The sequence below is a fragment of the Mucilaginibacter sp. P5_A6 genome (genome assembly GCF_056400585.1).
The window spans coordinates 362,085-379,062 of record NZ_JBFUKZ010000001.1 but is presented as its reverse complement, the minus strand read 5'-3'; the positions used below and the strand labels follow the sequence as shown (position 1 = coordinate 379,062).

The following is a 16,978-nucleotide window of genomic DNA, read 5'->3' as shown; positions in this document are numbered from 1 at the left end:
CGCCACTACCAAATGAAATATATTTTTGTTTACCTTAATTTAATATATATTTAACACCAGTAAACCAATTACTTAACGGCATATCTATACTTTTACGGCAACTCAAACTAAAGTTATCAGCGCGCTGCAAAACCATACCGACAATGAACTTATCGGCCTTATAGCAAAGGAAGACAGGGCGGCATTTACCGTAATTTATTTTAGATATTACGAGATGTTAGGCAGATCGGCCTTTAAAAGGCTGCAAAATGAAGCTATTGTTGAAGAATTGGTACAGGATGTTTTTGTAAACCTTTGGATAAAGGCTAATGAGCTGGAAAGTGATGGCAACGTAAAAGCTTATTTATTTGCAACTTTAAGAAACAAGGTATTGCACGAGCTGCGTTCATGCATGGTTGTTGCCAAACACGCCCGTATTATTGCCCAAAGCGATGAAACTTACGCCGAAGATTTTTCTGAAGTGCTGCAAGCCAGACAACTGGAGCAAAAATTTCAATTGGTGGTAAAGGAATTACCTCCGCAGTGCAGGGAAGCATTTACGTTAAGCCGGTTCGAAAACCTGTCATATAAATCCATTGCTCAAAAAATGAACATCTCGGTTAACACGGTAGAAAAGCATATTGGCAAAGCGCTCTCCATAATGCGCCAAAAGTTTAAAGAATACGACCTTATATCGGTGACGCTATTTGCGTTTATATTGTATTACTGCCATTAAATGATCTAAGGTTCATGTTAAACACCTCAGCCACCGTATTGCGTATTCATCGAAATTAACCTCAAGGACAAAGCCTCTTAGCGTAAGTATTGTATATTAATCACTATCTAATCCGGTGAAGAACGGATCTGCTGATAATTCCTGCTCATATCTTCGCAAATAGTTTCATATTTCTTAAATATTTCATCGAGCTCTTTCTTTGTGGTCTTACCTTCTCCGCGGGCGTATAAAAAAATAAGCTTTTCGCTAATCGACTTTAAAGATATAACTGCAATGTTATAAATGATCCATAGATCTTTATAATCAAAAAATTTATTCAGCGAAGTAATACCCGACGCAAGTGCACTTACCACCAAAGCATAATTTAAATAATTATGATTCACCTCAAGACCACCTTTTTCGTCAAATACTTTCCAGCCTATCAATACAGTAGTACCAACAGAAAATATTACGGACAATGATTGCATCGTAACAGCAAATATTTTATTCCGTTTTTTCTTTTTCCCGTAATCTATAATTTTTTCAAAAATGCGATTATAAAGACTTTTAATCTGCTCTAATGTTACCGGTGTATTATCATCCAATGGCAGGTTGGAGTGAGTGTTTGCAGGGATAGTCATAATTTTAGGTTAATTGCCAATTATACGGTTTTATATTTATTCACCTAAAATTTAGTTTTATTTTTGACGGTAGTTTTTGCAAACAAGTAAAACAGACATAAGGCGGTGTTATCACTGCCCTCCTACTCCCGCCGGCAAGCATCCAGTATACTTTTAAAATCTGTTTCTGCATTAATATAGCTTCAGGATTATGACACATGCGCCGGCATTCGTAATTTTAAACACATTTGCGAAAAAGTTAATTTCTTTACTCCATGAAATACATTTACCTTTTTATATCAATTTTATTGGTTCGGCCGGGTTTTGCACAATCAAAACTGCCTGTCATTAAAGCAACCTCTAAAAGTGTCACCATCAATGATGGAGGCTTTTTAGATAAAAACGCATGGACACTTTCGCCTAAAATTAAACCAGATATTTTTACTGCAGATAGAACCAGGAAAACAAAATGGCTTACTTTTTATACGGATATAGATTCGATAAAGGTACGGGTGAAACCAGGAACCAGGTATAACTTTGTTGTATTGTTAAACGGAAAAGATTCGTGCTATACCCAAATTGCCAGCGCTATACCGCCAGAAAATCCGCTAAAAAATAATGTTGCTACAAACGATACCATCCCCTTTGCACTTACATCATTTAATGCTATCCAGGTACAAGCTGTTATTAATGATACAGATACTTTAAAGATGTATTTTGATACTGGTTCATGGGATTTTCGTTTAAAAAAGGACATCATATTAAAAAAGACAAAATTGCTCTCAAACCAACCCGATGCTTTAGCAGGGAAAGCAAAGCCAGATTACAATAATTTGAATAAGGTATTTAAAATACAAATGGGAAATTTAACCTGGAATAATCCGGAGACTGGCCTTACCGCGTTAACCGCTCATGATATGGATGGGCGTTTTGGCTGGAATTTATTTGAAGGTAAAATGGTGGAGGTTAATTATGATAAAAACCTTTTAATCATCCACTCCCATCTACCAAAAGTTTTGAAAGGCTACGTTAAATCAAAGCTGGAATTTATTCATTCGTTTGTTTGCGCTCAGGGGGCCATTGAAATAGAAAATAAAAAATACGCCGGCAATTTTTTATTTGATACAGGATCCGACCAGGCAATTATTTTAGATAGTACCTGGATCAGCAGGCAACACTTTCCTAAGAATTTAAAACTAATAACGTCATCGGTACTTCACGACCCAAGAGGCGCAAAATATGAAACTAAAGTAGTGCTTTCCCCGCTTCTGAAAATCAACAGTTTTGGGCTTACCAATATCCCAAGTTTGATTTTAGGCAGCAAAAACCCTGTAGGATTCGAAATCAATTATTTAGGCAATGACCTGTTAAAGCGGTTTAATATGATACTGGATTTTAAAAATGATTACCTGTACCTGAAACCCAATAAATTAATGGGCGTGAAATACAGGGGCGACTCAAACTCCTAAGATTTCAGCCAAAATAATCTTCGGTAGATGCTACTAAGGTCAACAATTCCAATACCGGCTCAACTTCCAGCTGGCTTGCCCAAAGCTGCTCATCAAATTTTTTGAAAGATTGCAGGGAAGTGAGCACCTGGTGAGCTTCTTCGTTTTCAAGCTGGTCGAAATGCATAAAGGTTTTACCATCGGGCAGTAACCAGGCGCCGTATTTAATACCGGGGTGATTCAACTCTTTTAGTTCTTTCACAATACCGGCGATATTTTCCTGGTTTGTTGCTGCAAATTGGGCGGTGGTGGTGTATTGTACCCGTACTATTTTCATGGTGATAAATTTTTAATAAATTGATGATCAGTTATTTAGTTTACATCTGCGGCCGGGCGCAGCCGATTGATTATTTATCAAAACCCACCGGCGCCACTCTATAATTCAAGCCTGCGGTTGTGCCGCTTGTTACATCAATGGTAACGCCTGTTATTTTGCCTGCCAGTTCTGATGCCAGGAAGGTGGCTGTATTGGCTATATCGGCCATTAGCGGCAGTTTTTTCAGCATGGTGTCTGCCTCCAACTGCCTCAGGATGGGCGCCATCACTTCCGGCTGAGCGGCAATAACATCTGCAAATATCTTTGAATCCGGGGAACCGCCCGACCGGATATTTACCACCCGCACGCCATATACACCTAACTCAGCAGCCAGGTTCCTGCTAAAGCTTTCTACCGCACAGCATGCCGCCGCGAAGCCACCCGTATAGGGATAACCTATTCCACCGGGCGTTGCTGTAAGCGACAAAATAACCCCCGATCCCTGTTTCATCATTACCCTACCGGCGGCCGTAGCGGTTAAAAACAGGGTTTGCAGGGTGGTAGTTACCGGGCGCACAAAGTCGTCTACAGGCAGGTCAACCAAAGGAATGCGCTGCACAACATTAACACCAATAGCATTAAACGAGATATCAACCGTACCTGCTTTAAGTGCAACACTATTGATATGGTTGTTTATGACCTTTTCATCAAATCCATCCACTTCGGCCACTTCTGCAAGCCCGCCGCTGGCAATAATTCCATCTGCTACTTTTTGTACAGAAATCAAATTCCTGCCGGTTAAAAACACCCTGGCGCCTGCAGCGGCCAATGCCCTGGCAACCGCGCCGCCTAACGAGCCCCCGGCGCCATATATAACCGCGTTTTTGTTTTGGAGTATCATGCTGGTTTGTTTATTTATTTGAAGGATTATGCTATACAAACCTAAAATTAAATATTCTTTTTAACCGGGTTATTACGGACAATTTAAGGGTGTTATTGCGACATGTGAGATTAAATTTGGAACCCTGGAGACTGAGCGTATTAGCTTTGTATGTCGGCCAAGACTCATCCCTGACCAGCCTTCGCCAGTCGACTTTCTCTTCGGCGTCGTTGGAGCGAGGGTTGAGAAAATTGCTTTTTTTTCCCATCTATGCACACAGGCTCCAACCCTATCCACCACTCACTATTCACAACTAAACTTTGCCAGTCAAAAAAAAACCGCTACTTTTGTGCTGCCTTAAAACATTTACTACCGCAACTAATGCCTGTTCAACCATCGCAATCCATATTCGACCAACTCGAAACTTTCGGGCATAAAAAGGTTGTATTTTGCAGCGATCCGGATACTGGATTAAAAGCAATCATCGCTATTCATGATACTACGCTCGGTCCTGCTTTTGGCAGTACACGCATGTGGAGTTATAAATCAGAGGCAGATGCCTTAAATGATGTTTTGCGCCTGTCAAAAAGCATGACCTATAAATGTGCTATTGCCGGCCTTAACATGGGCGGCGGCTATTCGGTCATCCTCGGCGATTCGCGCAGGGATAAAACAGAGGCGCTGATGCGTAAATTTGGCCGCTTTATTAAAAACCTTAACGGCGAATTCATCACATCCGAAGATGTTGGCACCAATCCGCGCGATATGGAATACATCCGCATGGAAACAGAATATGTTACTGGCATCCCGGAAAGCCTTGGTGGCAGCGGCGATCCGTCGCCTGTTGCCGCGCAGGGAGTTTTGATGGGTATAAAAGCCTGCGTTAAAGAGCAATTTGGCACTGATAATCTTACCGGCAAATCGGTAATTGTACAGGGCGTGGGTCACGTTGGCGAGCACCTTGTACGCTTGCTTCGGGATGAGAATGTTAAAGTTTATATAAGCGATATCCAGGAAGAACGCATTGGGCAGATAGCCAAAAAATATGGTGCCGAAGCAATATCAAACAACAGTATTTTTGATATTGATGCCGATATATACGCACCCTGCGCACTGGGCGGCACAGTAAATGAGCAAACCATCAACAAGTTAAAATGCGGTATTATTGCCGGCTCGGCCAATAACCAGCTGCTGGATGAAAGTGCGCACGGCGAAATGTTGCTGGATAAAGGCATCATGTTTGCGCCCGATTATGTGATAAATGCCGGTGGTATTATCAACTGTTATTCGGAGTTAAAGGGGTTCAGTAAAAAACGCACCATGCAGCTTACCGAAAATATTTATGAGGTTACCCGTAATATTTTAAAACTTTCTAAGCTCGAAAACATTTCAACTATTGACGCGGCGAATAAAATAGCCGAAAAACGGATAACGGATATAAAAAAAGTAAAATCATCATATTAATTATAATTTAAACTGTGGGCTATCCGGCTCACCAAATCGTTCTTACACATGTTAAACAGAAGGCACCTAAGGGTAAAAGTATTGCAGGCGTTGTACGCGTTTCATTCGTCAGATACAAGGGAGATCACTCATCATGAAAAAAACATGCTGCACAGTATCGACCAGGTTTTTGAAATGTATATTTGGATGTTATCATTAATATCCGAGGTGGTTAATTACGCCGCAAACGATAAAGAAGAACGCGCCAACAAATATTTACCCTCCGCCGAAGACCTTAATGCTGACGTTAAAATACTCAGCAACAGGTTCATCCTCTCCCTAAATGATAACAGGGACTACCTCATCGCTTTAAAAAAGTATAAAGTTGAGTGGCATTTTGAGCCCGAACTGGCTAAATCGCTGTTTATCATTCTTAAAAAATCGCCAGAGTATGCCGAATACCTGGCAAAAACCGGCGATACCATCCAAACGGATAAAGACATTATCAAATTCATTTTCAAAAAAGTAATTTTAAAATCATCATTAGCCGAACAGGTTTTTGAAGATAAATTTATTTTTTGGCCGGTTGACCGTGATGTATTGCAGGCTTTGATAGCCAAAACATTCAAAAACTTTAGCAGCGACGACTACAAACAGAACCACCTGGCCGAAATTACCGGTAACTGGGTAGAAGATCGAGAGTTTGTGGTTGACCTGTTTGAAAAAAGCATTCGTTTTGATAAAGCCTACCAGGAACTAATAGCAGCCAAAACTACCAACTGGGAGCCTGATCGTATAGCGATGATGGATACCCTGCTGATGAAAATGGCCATTACGGAATTTGTTAACTTTACTTCTATCCCGGTAAAAGTGACAATTAACGAGTACCTTGAAATTTCAAAGGAGTTTAGCACGCCTAAGAGTAATTCATTTATAAACGGTATCTTAGACAAGATTTTGATAGACCTTAAAGCCGAGAACAAAATACGTAAAATAGGCAGGGGATTAATAGAATAACCATAGATCATTTAGATGAAGAAATTATTTTTAAGCTTAATAACCGCGGGTTTGTTATTATCGGCCTGCGATCAATCAAAAACAAGTGGTTCAACCGTGGCTGCAGATAGCGCTGCAACAACTACCGCTAATGCAGCCAATGCCCCAGTCATGAAGTTTGAAAAAGAAAGTCATGATTTTGGCAAAATTAAACAGGGCGATAAGGTTAACTACGATTTTAAATTTACCAATACAGGTAAATCGCCATTAATCATCTCAGAAGCGCATGCAACTTGTGGCTGTACTATACCCGAGTGGCCTAAAACACCTGTTAAACCGGGCGAAAGTGCTGTAATAAAAGTAACTTTTAACAGCGCGGGTAAAACCGGTTTACAAGACAAGCAAATTACTGTTACAGCCAACACAGTACCTGCCCAAACCATGGTACACCTTATAGGCGAAGTTTTAACTAAATAATTCAATTAATTTAAACAATGATAGCAACTATTTTATTACAGGCACCGGCAGGTGGTTCAGGTGGTTACGGTATGTTAATACCTATGGTATTAATTATCGTAGTGTTTTATTTTTTCATGATCCGCCCGCAGGTTAAAAAGCAAAAAGATCAGAAGAAATACGTAGATGAACTGAAGAAAGGCGACAAAGTAGTTACAACAGCCGGTATCCATGGTCGTATCATCGACCTTAATGATGCTACTTTTTTGGTTGAGGTAGAAAACGGCAAGATCCGTTTTGATAAATCGGCAATATCTTTAGATGCCTCAAAAGCGTTGAATACACCGGCGCCGGTAAAAGCTTAAGCTTTTATGAGCAAGGATGGAAGGAGCAAGGAATAAGGACTGAAAGACAAAAAACTAAAAACCTTAAAAGGCGAAAGATGACCGGTAATTTTACCTTAAACTTTCGCCTTATGTTTTTTAAAAACTCTTTGTCTATTAATCTGTCATCCAAAGTCCTTGATCCTTAATCCAAAAATCCTTGATCCCAAAAAATGGCTATAGTAAAATTATCCACAACAGAACGGCGACGGCTTTCGGCATTTTTTACCTGCCTGGGGCTGGCTGTTATTGCATGGATCTTTACTACCCTTTCCAGTCCTTTACCCTATACTGTTAACGAAACTATAGCATATAAAAATGCCCCTCAAAAACGCGCGTTCCATTCCTTACAGGCCGATACTATAAAAGCAACTATACAGGGTACGGGCTGGCAAATGCTGTTTGCCAGGATGAAGCCGGAGAGCAAGCCAATTATTGTTGACCTGGCATCGCTGGAAACCCGCAACTACGTGGTGCTAAGCACCCAGCTTAAACAGATCAATGCAGCCAGGGAGGCGAGTCAGCAGATTACCGTTATTGATCCCGATACGCTATATTTTGATTTTAGCAACCGCTTAACCCGCAAAGTACCCGTGAAGGCCATGATGGGTATTAAGTACCAAAAACAGTTTGCAATATCGGGCAGTGTATCCATAAAACCAGCTTATATAACCGTAAGCGGCCCAACAGAACGCCTGCAAAAAATAGTGGAATGGAAAACCGATTCGATAAAAGCGGATGATATTAATGAAACTATTACTACACGTGTAAATTTGCAAGCCGTTAACGAAGGAAATTTAAGTATTTATCCAAAAATTGTACAGGTTATTATCCCGGTTGATGAGTTCACCGAAAAAACCTTAGAGATTCCGGTGAAGCTGGTAAACAATCATAATTACGATAACGTTAAGGTTTTTCCTCAAAAAATTAAGGTGACTTTTACCACTTCATTAAACCGTTATAAGGATATGACCGCAGACCTGTTTGAGGCTACCGCCGATTTGGACCTTTGGCGCGATCATGGCTATTCAACCCTGCCCGTACAGCTCACCCGTTTCCCGCCGTTTTGTAAAATAGTGAAAGTAATTCCGGCTAATGTTGATTTTATTGTAAAAAAATAATGCTTAAAATAGGTTTAACAGGCAACATAGGCAGCGGCAAAACCACGGTAGCAAAAGTTTTTGAGCTTTTGGGTATCCCGGTTTTTTATGCTGATGACGAAGCCAAAAAAGTGATGATTACTGATGCTGATCTGATTGAGGCAATCAAACAAACTTTTGGAGCCGAATCATATTTGGAGGATGGCACCCTCAACCGTAAACATATTGCAGCTATCGTTTTTAACAATCCCGCCCAATTGGAGAAACTAAACTCGCTTGTACATCCTGCAGTTTTCAGGGCTTTTGAGGCCTTAGAATCAAAAGCAAAAAATGCCCCCTATATTATACGGGAAGCCGCGATACTATTTGAAAGTGGCTCAAACAAAACATGTAACCGTACAGTAATAGTTACAGCACCACTGGATACACGCATTGCAAGGGTAACGCGACGCGATGGCATATCCCGCGAGGAAGTTGAAAAACGTGAAGCCCGGCAGATCTCAGAAGAAGAAAAGAAAAAGCTGGCAGATGATATCATTATAAACGATGATCATCAGCTGGTAATTCCGCAGGTGCTTGCATTACACAGCAAATATTTAGCCCTCGCCAATATTTAAATTTAGCCGGTAAAAGCTATTGATATCGAATTTTAGCTTTTAGCTTTACACATTGAGCTTTTAGCTTTATTATGATGATACTTGATGATTTTGTACAGATAGATGATAAGGGCCTGTATTGCAAATACGGCGATTTTTATCTCGATCCAAAACTACCTGCAAAAAAGGCGGTAATTACCCATGCCCATGCCGACCATGCCATCAGTGGTAATAATGAGGTTTACTGCACAAGAGCCACCGCGACCATTATGCAGCTACGGTATGACCGTACAGCTGCCAGGATTTTCAATATCGTTCCCTTTAACGAGTTGTTTACTGTTGGCGACGTAAAGATAACCCTTATACCTGCAGGCCATATGCTGGGTTCGGCCCAGGTATTAATGGTATATGAGGGCACACGTTACCTGTACACGGGCGATTACAAGCTGCAACCCGATGCCACCTGTGAGCCTATTGCATGGGTTACTACCGACGTACTGATTACCGAAAGCACTTTTGCAGATCCGACTGTAATCCACCCCGACCCTATCGAAGAAATTAAAAAGATAAACGCCATTAAAAGCAATATTCTGTTGGGTGCTTATGGGTTGGGTAAAAGCCAAAGGTTGATCAATTTAATAACAGAACACGCGCCACAAAAAAAAATCCTGGTACATCATAAAATTATGCCCATTAATGCCATTTACGAAAAGATGGGGTTCCCTCCCGGCAAATATCAAATGTATGGTCGAAAGCTGATGAAGGTACAGGACGAGTTTGTGTACATTGTACCACCGTTTACATTTGACAGCTACATTAGGGCTACCGGCGTTAAGCGCCTGTTTGCCTCGGGCTGGAAAAACCTGCAGGTAAACAACCAGGATACACTTTTTATATCCGACCATGTGGACTGGAACGATATCCTGGAAACCATAGTCCAAACTCAACCCAAACAGGTATGGACCCTGCATGGCGACGGCAGGCATTTAAAAAATCATTTCCATAACCAGATATTTGTTAAAATACTTAACTAATGCTGCGGGAAGGTATTGATTACTATATAAACGAAGATGGCAACTTTGTTTTTACAAAGCAGTATCACCTTACCCGCGGCTATTGCTGCAAAAACAAATGTCTGCACTGTCCCTGGGATTATGGCAAACCAAAAACAGCTGAAAATAAGAAAGATACAAATAATGAGAATTAAGCCTCATACCAATAGCCTGATGAGGTAACAACAATTTAAAAATAAATAAACATATTTGTACTTTAGTCATTAAAACTATTATGCGGATAGAGGACGAAATACAAAGCAATAAATTTGAAGATAATTACCACAAAGTAGTAATCAACATCAGTTATACTTCTGGCTGGCTAAACAATGTATTTCGTTGTCATTTTGATAAGTATAACCTTACGCAGCAACAATTTAATGTCCTGCGCATATTAAGAGGGCAATATCCAAAACCGGCAACAATCAATTTGCTGAAGGAAAGGATGATTGATAAAATGTCTGATGCCTCCCGCATCGTCGACCGGCTGATTCAGAAGGAACTGGTTTCGCGTTGTACCAATAATAAAGACCGCCGCGCGGTTGATATCCGTATCAGTGATCTTGGCCTGCAAACCCTTGCCAAAATGGACGAAGAATTTAAAACCCGCGAAGTACTCCAAGGTAACCTTAGCCCCGAAGAAGCAGATCAGCTTAGCCACCTGCTGGATAAGTTGAGAGGTTAGGTTTTTGGACGAAAGATTGAAAGACGAAGGAATAAGGACGGAAAGCGTTCTGATACACTCTAACCTATAAAACTACCGCCATTGCGATGCACGAAGCAATGACGGTAACTTAGTACTACTGTATTATAAATCATCTGCACATCTGAAATCTGCATATCTGCACATCTACCCTTTCATTTCCTCGTGTAGGATATCCAAAATAGTAGGCGTTACCTTCCCAAAAAATGAGATCCCGGCAGCGCCATTCTTCAAGGCATATTGTATTCCGGAACGTACTTCTTCATCATTTTTAAAATCAGAGATATACAAACCGGCATACAGCGGAAATTTACCATCTAAAAAGTGAACACCTTCGGCCACGGCATCTCCTATCCAGCTTACGCCTTCTTTATAAAAGCCATGGTATATCATCGGGCATACGCCATCAAGGTGAAAGTTTGTCCAGTCTTGCCGTACGTTACGGCGGGCAACTTCTGGCGTTGGGAAAACCGCCGCTGTAATTGCTTTTTTATGTTGTTTGGCTATTGCCGAAATGCTGTTCACCACCCTGATAATATTACCATACCTGAACAAGCGCCAGGAAAGGCTGGCGTCCGGGTATTGGATGGCTTTAACATCCTGCCCGTATTGCTCTTTAAATTTGGCCTGGCAAACTTCGCAATAACAGTAGTCATACTCGGGCAGTTCTTTGGTTTGCTCTATTTTATATTTATCCCAAAGATTTACGGGCAACACCACGTCGCAATAACGCACGTAATCCAGGTGGATGCCATCAACATAATCAAGCGCCAAAATCTTATCAACCGTACTGGTCAGGTAATTCTGTACCTCCGGGCGCGATGGACAGAGCCAGCGGTAATATGTTACGTAAGGCGGTTTATCGGCGCATGAATCGCCGTTACGATTTTTGCTATACCACTCCGGGTGTTCGGTAAGCAGCTCTGCCCGGTTAAAGGTCCATATCCAGCGATGGGCTTCCATTCCGGCAGCTTTGGCCGCGCGGAAATGCCTTTCGCTGTCGTTCTCGAAAAATATCCCGGTTATCCCTTTTGCCTTGTATGCCGAATAGTTGGCCTTCAGCTCATCGTCCGTATCTTTCAGACTGGGGTTTATCCAGATCCAGTTTTTCTTTGCTTTTTTTTTAGGGTTAGGGGGATTCATCACGGAGGCATTACTTAATAAAGGCAACTGCGAGGCAACGCCGGCCAATAAACCGGCTTTTAAAAATTGGCGCTTATTCATGGTCGTATCGGTTTTAATTGTTCTATGAAACCTTCATGGTTTATGGTATAGGTTATGTTAGTTTTTTTATCCGTTACAGTAGCTTCAAACTGGCTTTTGGTAGCTTCCAATTTTAACTTATTGCTGTTCCCGGCAATATCGTATTTACCCTTTACCCCCAATTTACCAAGCGAAGATGCAAATTCATGGTGTTGCCTATACCACAATTTTTGGCGGTAGTAAACCAGCCACAGGTATTTCTTTTGCTCTTCCGCATAAGGTAGGGTAAACACTACATCATCGGCCTCGTGCTTACTAAACAGCAGGTAGCCCCAATGCTCGGGAGTGTGCATATTGATCTCGCCTTGCGATGACCATGCCCAGTTATGTTCGGGCAGATCACGTCCGGTTGAATCTTTCAGTTTTACATTACGGCCATCAACAATTTTGGTATCATACTGCACCCTCGAAAAATTGATCCGGTATATGGTTCCATCTTTAGGGATCCGGGAGCTAAAACCCATTGTAATAGCACTAAAAGGGATAGCCATTTCAACCGTCCATCCCTTATCGGTATCAGCTGCATTATTTAACGTACCCTGCACCTTTACCGCCGATAGCAGGCCGTTTGCATCCCATCCTATAAGTCCGCCGCCGCCGTTACGGTAAGGTTTGTTTAAAAATAGATCAAAAATGGTGTTCAGCGCATTTACCTCAATCTCATAATAAGTATGCGTGGTGGTAGCAGGATCAATAAACAGCTCAAAATCATTATCGTGATATACAATATCATCATGATTTTTTAAGGTAGCCCAAACCTGCGGGTCATTTATACGGGCGGCCACATACAGGTATTTATCGTCCCAAAGCATTTTAACATTGGTTTGCAGCGGTGGTTTGGGTTTCAAATCGCCCTCAATATCCACAAAGTCGCCGGTCCATTTAGCTTGTTGCCATGCGGCATCATCAATATCCCCATCAATAACCGGTGGCTTTGTAATATGCCTTACCACATAGTTTTGCGGAACGGGCAACAGGTTTTCGAGCCCCGCAAATGGTGATTGCGCAATTACAGCATGAGGCAAAAACAACACTGTTGTTATTACTGCTGCTTTTATACTGCCATTGATTTTTGATGCCATGGTAATTAACTGCCCAGTTCCAGGATCCTGTCAAACTCTTCGCGTTTTAACGCCATAACAGATAAGCGGCCCTGGCGTACCAGGCCCACATCTTTTAGTTGCTCGTCGGCTTTTATTACCTCCAGCGTTACCGGTTTTTTAAGCGTTTCAACCGGCGACAGATCAACCACCACCCAGTTAGGATCCGTGGTAGTGGGGTCCTGGTAAAATTCTTTTACCACTTTGGCTATACCTACCACCTCCTTACCATCATTACTGTGGTAAAACAGCACCAGGTCGCCCTCCTGCATCAGTTTTAAATTATTGCGGGCCTGGTAGTTACGCACGCCATCCCAAAAGGTGCGGCCGTCTTTATTAAATTTTTCCCAGCTATATTTTACGGGTTCGGACTTTACTAACCAATGCTGCATAGATCGCTAATGAATTTTTACTTTTTGTATTCGTAAAGATGTTAAAAAGCTTCGATAAGTTAAGGGAACTTTTGTAAAAAGATGGCTATGTAGGAAATTTGAAGGAGATAGATATTTTAATCTATGAGGGATCGGCAATTATTAAATCAATGTATAGTCTCAGATACGACCGTAACAATAGAATCACATTCAATTAGCCCGTAAAGCCATTTTAGCTTCTCTCTTTTTTATAAAAAAATAGCCAATCCGTTGCATTGGTAATTCAACAAATTTATACAGCACTGTAGAAACCGCTACGGTTATTGCCAAAACTAAACTTAACCTTATTGCATAATTGCCCATAGCTGTGATCGGGCTTGAAACAGAAATAAAATCAAGCATATTATATTTGGTTAACCAATTCAACACAGCAAAATGTGTTAAATACATGCTAAAACTTATTTTACCCATGTACACAATAACTGTATTAACTATAATTTTATATTCATACTTGCTTAATGCAAGGGCTAACACAAAAAATGCTATGGTACAAAAAATATAGTCGGGTAATATAACTATTCCCACATATTGCATAAGTAAAAAGGTAGCGGCAATGAGTATTATATACGGCTTTACTTTTAACTGGTAATTATCTTTTATCACAAAGTAAAATAAAACCCCCAGTGCAAACACGGGAAGCTGGCTTGGAAAATAAAAGTAAATATAATTATACCATAAAATATTGTTGTCAATCAGGTGGAATTTGCGAAACACCATATCTAACAGGTAACGAAAAACAACACTTAAAATAAAAAAGATCGCCGCCTTTTGGGCATTATTTACCTTGTAAAATAAAAATGGTATTATAAGGTAAAAAAGCATTTCCACAGCAATTGACCAACCTCCCGGCACCAGGCTATTAATCCAGTAAGGATTAAAACCATGTAAAAAAAGAACATTGGCTATGATATTACCGCCCGTAATTCCGGGTGCATCTCCAAGCCAGTATCTTCCGCCAAAACCATCCTGCCATAAATAGTAAATTATAGCTAAATAGTACATTGGCGCTATCCTAAAAAAACGACGAATAAAAAAATTTCCTATAAAATTATCTTCTCCGCTCTTTGTATGCATGGAAAGGAATAAGGTAAATGCACTTATAAAAAAAAATAACTGAACGCCATTTGCGCCACGACCTAATACATGAGTTACTAAATCAGGAAGCTGCTTATTATTTCCGACCATGGAAGTGTGTACAATTACAACCGCCAAAATTGCCAGTCCCCTTAAAGCATCAATATATCTTAATTTTAACATGTTATAACTTAAGGTCAATCACCTGCTTTCTCCTGATGTAGACTGTAAAACGTGACGGCCGACTAATATTCCTGCGGATAATTTTGCTGTAATTCAAAGCGGACTACCTTTATTAGATTTCCAAATTATATTTACCGGCTCTTTACCCGTAAAGATGTTAAAAAACTACCATATGTTAAGTTGCTGCCTGTAAAAACATAATTATTTCACTCCCGATATTTTCAGCTTCACCTTTAATTTTCACCAGCTGATGTTTATCTTTAGGTAGATTTACCTGATGGAAAAAACCGAGAAGCAGTTATGGTTTTACAGTTCGATACTAATTGCCCTGTTGCTGAATAGCGGAAAGCTATTGGCCTTGCGCGAAAACGGCATTGTGGCCCATTACTGGCGTTTTAACCTGGGCGAATACCTGTTTCAGCTGCTTGCACAATTTGCGTTTTGCTATCTGCTCTTCTACCTTAACTTAAAAAAAGCCCAGCTTTCAACTTACCGCGATAACAACAAATATCTGCCGTATCTTATTTATAATTTTCTCATCTCCTTTACCTGTATGGTGGCTTGCGGAGCCATACAAAAACGTTTGTTCGCTTTTAGTTTAAATCAAATTAAAGGAGCGTTTTGGCTGGGCTATTTTACACGTTTTGCATTAGGGGTACTGCTGGTGGGCATTATAATCAGGATCATCCTGCTTTTACGCCAAAACAAGCAGCAGGTACAGGAAAACGAACAACTAAAAAACGCCTACACCATTGCCGAACTGGAGCTGCTGAAAGAGCAGCTTAACCCCCATTTCCTGTTCAATTCGTTAAGCAGCCTATCGGGTGTAGTGCGGGAGAATCCGCCTTTGGCACAACAATACATCAAACATTTATCGTACGTTTTCAGGTACACGCTGGTAAAGCCAGTCAATAATTTAGTCACCGTGGCCGAGGAATTAACCATGGTAAAATCATTCGCACAGTTACTAAAAATGCGCTTTGAAGATGCCTTTGAATTTAAAATTGAGGTTGGCGACGAGTTTCTTAAATATAAACTTCCTCATTTATCCTTACAGCCATTGTTAGAAAACGCGGCCAAGCACAATGCGGCTACACTTAAGGTGCCTCTATTGGTTTCAATTAGCATTGCCGGCAACTATTTATTGGTCAGTAATAGCCTTAACCCTGTTGATGCAGAGGGTACCGGAACCGGCCTGTCCAATCTTAACCAGCGTTATAAAATATTGCTTCAGCAAGATATTGATATTGAAAGGACAAATAATCGTTTCACAGTTAAACTCCCTTTGCAACATGGATAAGCTGCGTATAGTTATTGTAGAGGATGAGCCGGTTACCGCCCGTAACCTTGCCCATGTTTTGCAAACCATTGATGAGCAAATCAATATAGCGGCTTCGTTAGCCGATGTTAAGGATGCCGCAGCATGGTTCGATACCCATCGCGAAGGTTATGATCTTGTTTTTATGGACATTCGCCTGGCCGATGGTTTATCTTTTGATATTTTTAAGCAGGTAGAGATCCTGAAACCGGTAATATTTGTAACCGCCTATAACGATTATGCTATCCAGGCCTTTAAAAATAATGGCATCGACTATATCCTAAAACCATTTGATGAGGCAGAAATTGAACAGGCGCTTAACAAGTTTAAAAGGTGGATAACCCAAAAGCCCACTGTTGATGATAGTTTACCATTTGCTCAATTATTGGAGCAGATGAAAACGCTGGCCAGGCCTTATAAAAAATCTTTCCTGGTGCATTTCAGAGGTAAACTGATCCCGGTTGAAACTGCCAAAATAGCCTGGTTTTATACTGCCCATGAAATTGTATATGCCCAAACGGTTGATGGTCATCAATACAATATAGAGTTTACCATGGAGCAGTTGGAGCAACAATTGGAACCGGGCATGTTCTTCAGGGCCAACCGCCAGTTCATTATCAATCGTAATTCCTTAACCGAGGCAGATTTTTATTTCAACGGGCGATTATCACTAAAAATGAAGCCCGAACCACCCGAGCGCATCCTCATCAGCAAGGCCCGCGTGCCGGAATTTAAGCATTGGATGGATAGCTAAAAGCCTGACTTCGGATTTCGGATGTTCGATTTAGGATTTCTAAATGGTTGTTTTAGTGAGTACCGATAGCTACATATAAAACTTCCCCCAATAAAATCATTTCGCCCCCCGGTTTTTCAGCTTCACCGGGTTTCTCAAAATTTAAGCCGCGCTTTCTGGTCAACTTTA

20 protein-coding genes are annotated in these 16,978 nt (G+C 40.9%); 13 read left to right on the top strand and 7 right to left on the bottom strand.

The window, feature by feature from the left end; all coding sequences use genetic code 11:
- Positions 1-82 precede the first annotated feature (82 nt).
- Positions 83-715 carry an RNA polymerase sigma factor gene (locus AC1DO4_RS01615; RefSeq protein ID WP_477412482.1) on the top strand — a complete coding sequence of 211 codons (633 nt, stop codon included), beginning with the start codon at positions 83-85 and terminating at the stop codon, positions 713-715.
- Between the two features lie 107 nt (positions 716-822).
- Here the strand turns inward: AC1DO4_RS01615 and AC1DO4_RS01610 are convergent, their stop codons facing one another.
- Positions 823-1,335: an SLATT domain-containing protein gene (locus AC1DO4_RS01610; protein WP_477412339.1), complete on the bottom strand. Its 513-nt coding sequence runs from the start codon at positions 1,333-1,335 to the stop codon at positions 823-825.
- A gap of 254 nt (positions 1,336-1,589) precedes the next feature.
- Here AC1DO4_RS01610 and AC1DO4_RS01605 point away from each other — a divergent pair, with 254 nt between their 5' ends.
- A complete protein-coding gene (locus tag AC1DO4_RS01605) occupies positions 1,590-2,783 on the top strand; it encodes a hypothetical protein (protein ID WP_477412337.1) in 1,194 nt (397 codons plus the stop codon).
- A 4-nt stretch (positions 2,784-2,787) separates the two neighbouring features.
- Here the strand turns inward: AC1DO4_RS01605 and AC1DO4_RS01600 are convergent, their stop codons facing one another.
- Together AC1DO4_RS01600 and AC1DO4_RS01595 are read right to left on the bottom strand one after the other, a co-directional pair.
- The gene (locus AC1DO4_RS01600; RefSeq protein WP_477412335.1) at positions 2,788-3,099 is read right to left on the bottom strand and encodes a hypothetical protein; all 312 of its coding nucleotides are present in this window, start codon (positions 3,097-3,099) and stop codon (positions 2,788-2,790) included.
- A gap of 70 nt (positions 3,100-3,169) precedes the next feature.
- Positions 3,170-3,979, bottom strand: a complete 810-nt coding sequence (locus AC1DO4_RS01595; RefSeq protein WP_477412333.1) for an SDR family NAD(P)-dependent oxidoreductase — start codon at positions 3,977-3,979, stop codon at positions 3,170-3,172.
- A 360-nt stretch (positions 3,980-4,339) separates the two neighbouring features.
- Here AC1DO4_RS01595 and AC1DO4_RS01590 point away from each other — a divergent pair, with 360 nt between their 5' ends.
- The 9 genes from AC1DO4_RS01590 (at position 4,340) to AC1DO4_RS01550 (ending at position 10,669) form a co-directional block, all read left to right on the top strand.
- Positions 4,340-5,422, top strand: a complete 1,083-nt coding sequence (locus AC1DO4_RS01590) for a Glu/Leu/Phe/Val family dehydrogenase (RefSeq protein ID WP_477412331.1) — start codon at positions 4,340-4,342, stop codon at positions 5,420-5,422.
- A gap of 48 nt (positions 5,423-5,470) precedes the next feature.
- Positions 5,471-6,418: a transcription antitermination protein NusB gene (locus AC1DO4_RS01585; protein ID WP_477412329.1), complete on the top strand. Its 948-nt coding sequence runs from the start codon at positions 5,471-5,473 to the stop codon at positions 6,416-6,418.
- Positions 6,419-6,433: 15 nt separating this feature from the next.
- Positions 6,434-6,874 (top strand): DUF1573 domain-containing protein, encoded by a 441-nt coding sequence (locus AC1DO4_RS01580; protein ID WP_477412327.1) that lies wholly within the window; start codon positions 6,434-6,436, stop codon positions 6,872-6,874.
- A 17-nt stretch (positions 6,875-6,891) separates the two neighbouring features.
- Positions 6,892-7,218 carry a preprotein translocase subunit YajC gene (gene yajC / locus AC1DO4_RS01575; RefSeq protein WP_477412325.1) on the top strand — a complete coding sequence of 109 codons (327 nt, stop codon included), beginning with the start codon at positions 6,892-6,894 and terminating at the stop codon, positions 7,216-7,218.
- A 191-nt stretch (positions 7,219-7,409) separates the two neighbouring features.
- Entirely contained in the window at positions 7,410-8,357 is a 948-nt protein-coding gene (locus AC1DO4_RS01570; RefSeq protein WP_477412323.1) for a CdaR family protein, read from the top strand.
- Complete coding sequence (gene coaE, locus AC1DO4_RS01565) at positions 8,357-8,953, top strand: dephospho-CoA kinase (protein ID WP_477412321.1); 597 nt, start codon at positions 8,357-8,359, stop codon at positions 8,951-8,953. The genes AC1DO4_RS01570 and coaE overlap by 1 nt, the downstream gene beginning before the upstream one ends.
- A gap of 71 nt (positions 8,954-9,024) precedes the next feature.
- Complete coding sequence (locus tag AC1DO4_RS01560) at positions 9,025-9,966, top strand: MBL fold metallo-hydrolase (RefSeq protein ID WP_477412319.1); 942 nt, start codon at positions 9,025-9,027, stop codon at positions 9,964-9,966.
- Positions 9,966-10,139, top strand: coding sequence for a DUF5522 domain-containing protein (locus AC1DO4_RS01555; protein ID WP_477412317.1), 174 nt, complete (start codon positions 9,966-9,968; stop codon positions 10,137-10,139). The genes AC1DO4_RS01560 and AC1DO4_RS01555 overlap by 1 nt, the downstream gene beginning before the upstream one ends.
- A gap of 80 nt (positions 10,140-10,219) precedes the next feature.
- Positions 10,220-10,669, top strand: coding sequence for a MarR family winged helix-turn-helix transcriptional regulator (locus AC1DO4_RS01550; RefSeq protein ID WP_477412315.1), 450 nt, complete (start codon positions 10,220-10,222; stop codon positions 10,667-10,669).
- 165 nt (positions 10,670-10,834) lie between these two features.
- On the opposite strand, the gene AC1DO4_RS01545 is transcribed toward AC1DO4_RS01550, so the two are convergent.
- The 4 genes from AC1DO4_RS01545 to AC1DO4_RS01530 form a co-directional block, all read right to left on the bottom strand.
- Positions 10,835-11,911, bottom strand: a complete 1,077-nt coding sequence (locus AC1DO4_RS01545; protein ID WP_477412313.1) for a family 10 glycosylhydrolase — start codon at positions 11,909-11,911, stop codon at positions 10,835-10,837.
- A complete protein-coding gene (locus AC1DO4_RS01540) occupies positions 11,908-13,032 on the bottom strand; it encodes a carbohydrate-binding family 9-like protein (RefSeq protein WP_477412311.1) in 1,125 nt (374 codons plus the stop codon). Before AC1DO4_RS01540 ends, AC1DO4_RS01545 begins: the two co-directional genes overlap by 4 nt.
- 5 nt (positions 13,033-13,037) lie before the next feature.
- On the bottom strand, positions 13,038-13,442 hold the full coding sequence (locus AC1DO4_RS01535; protein WP_477412309.1) for an EVE domain-containing protein: 405 nt from the start codon (positions 13,440-13,442) through the stop codon (positions 13,038-13,040).
- A gap of 189 nt (positions 13,443-13,631) precedes the next feature.
- Complete coding sequence (locus AC1DO4_RS01530) at positions 13,632-14,738, bottom strand: acyltransferase family protein (RefSeq protein ID WP_477412307.1); 1,107 nt, start codon at positions 14,736-14,738, stop codon at positions 13,632-13,634.
- A gap of 277 nt (positions 14,739-15,015) precedes the next feature.
- Here AC1DO4_RS01530 and AC1DO4_RS01525 point away from each other — a divergent pair, with 277 nt between their 5' ends.
- Both AC1DO4_RS01525 and AC1DO4_RS01520 read left to right on the top strand, forming a co-directional pair.
- Positions 15,016-16,038, top strand: a complete 1,023-nt coding sequence (locus AC1DO4_RS01525; RefSeq protein ID WP_477412305.1) for a sensor histidine kinase — start codon at positions 15,016-15,018, stop codon at positions 16,036-16,038.
- A complete protein-coding gene (locus tag AC1DO4_RS01520) occupies positions 16,031-16,810 on the top strand; it encodes a LytR/AlgR family response regulator transcription factor (protein WP_477412303.1) in 780 nt (259 codons plus the stop codon). The genes AC1DO4_RS01525 and AC1DO4_RS01520 overlap by 8 nt, the downstream gene beginning before the upstream one ends.
- Positions 16,811-16,978 lie beyond the last annotated feature (168 nt).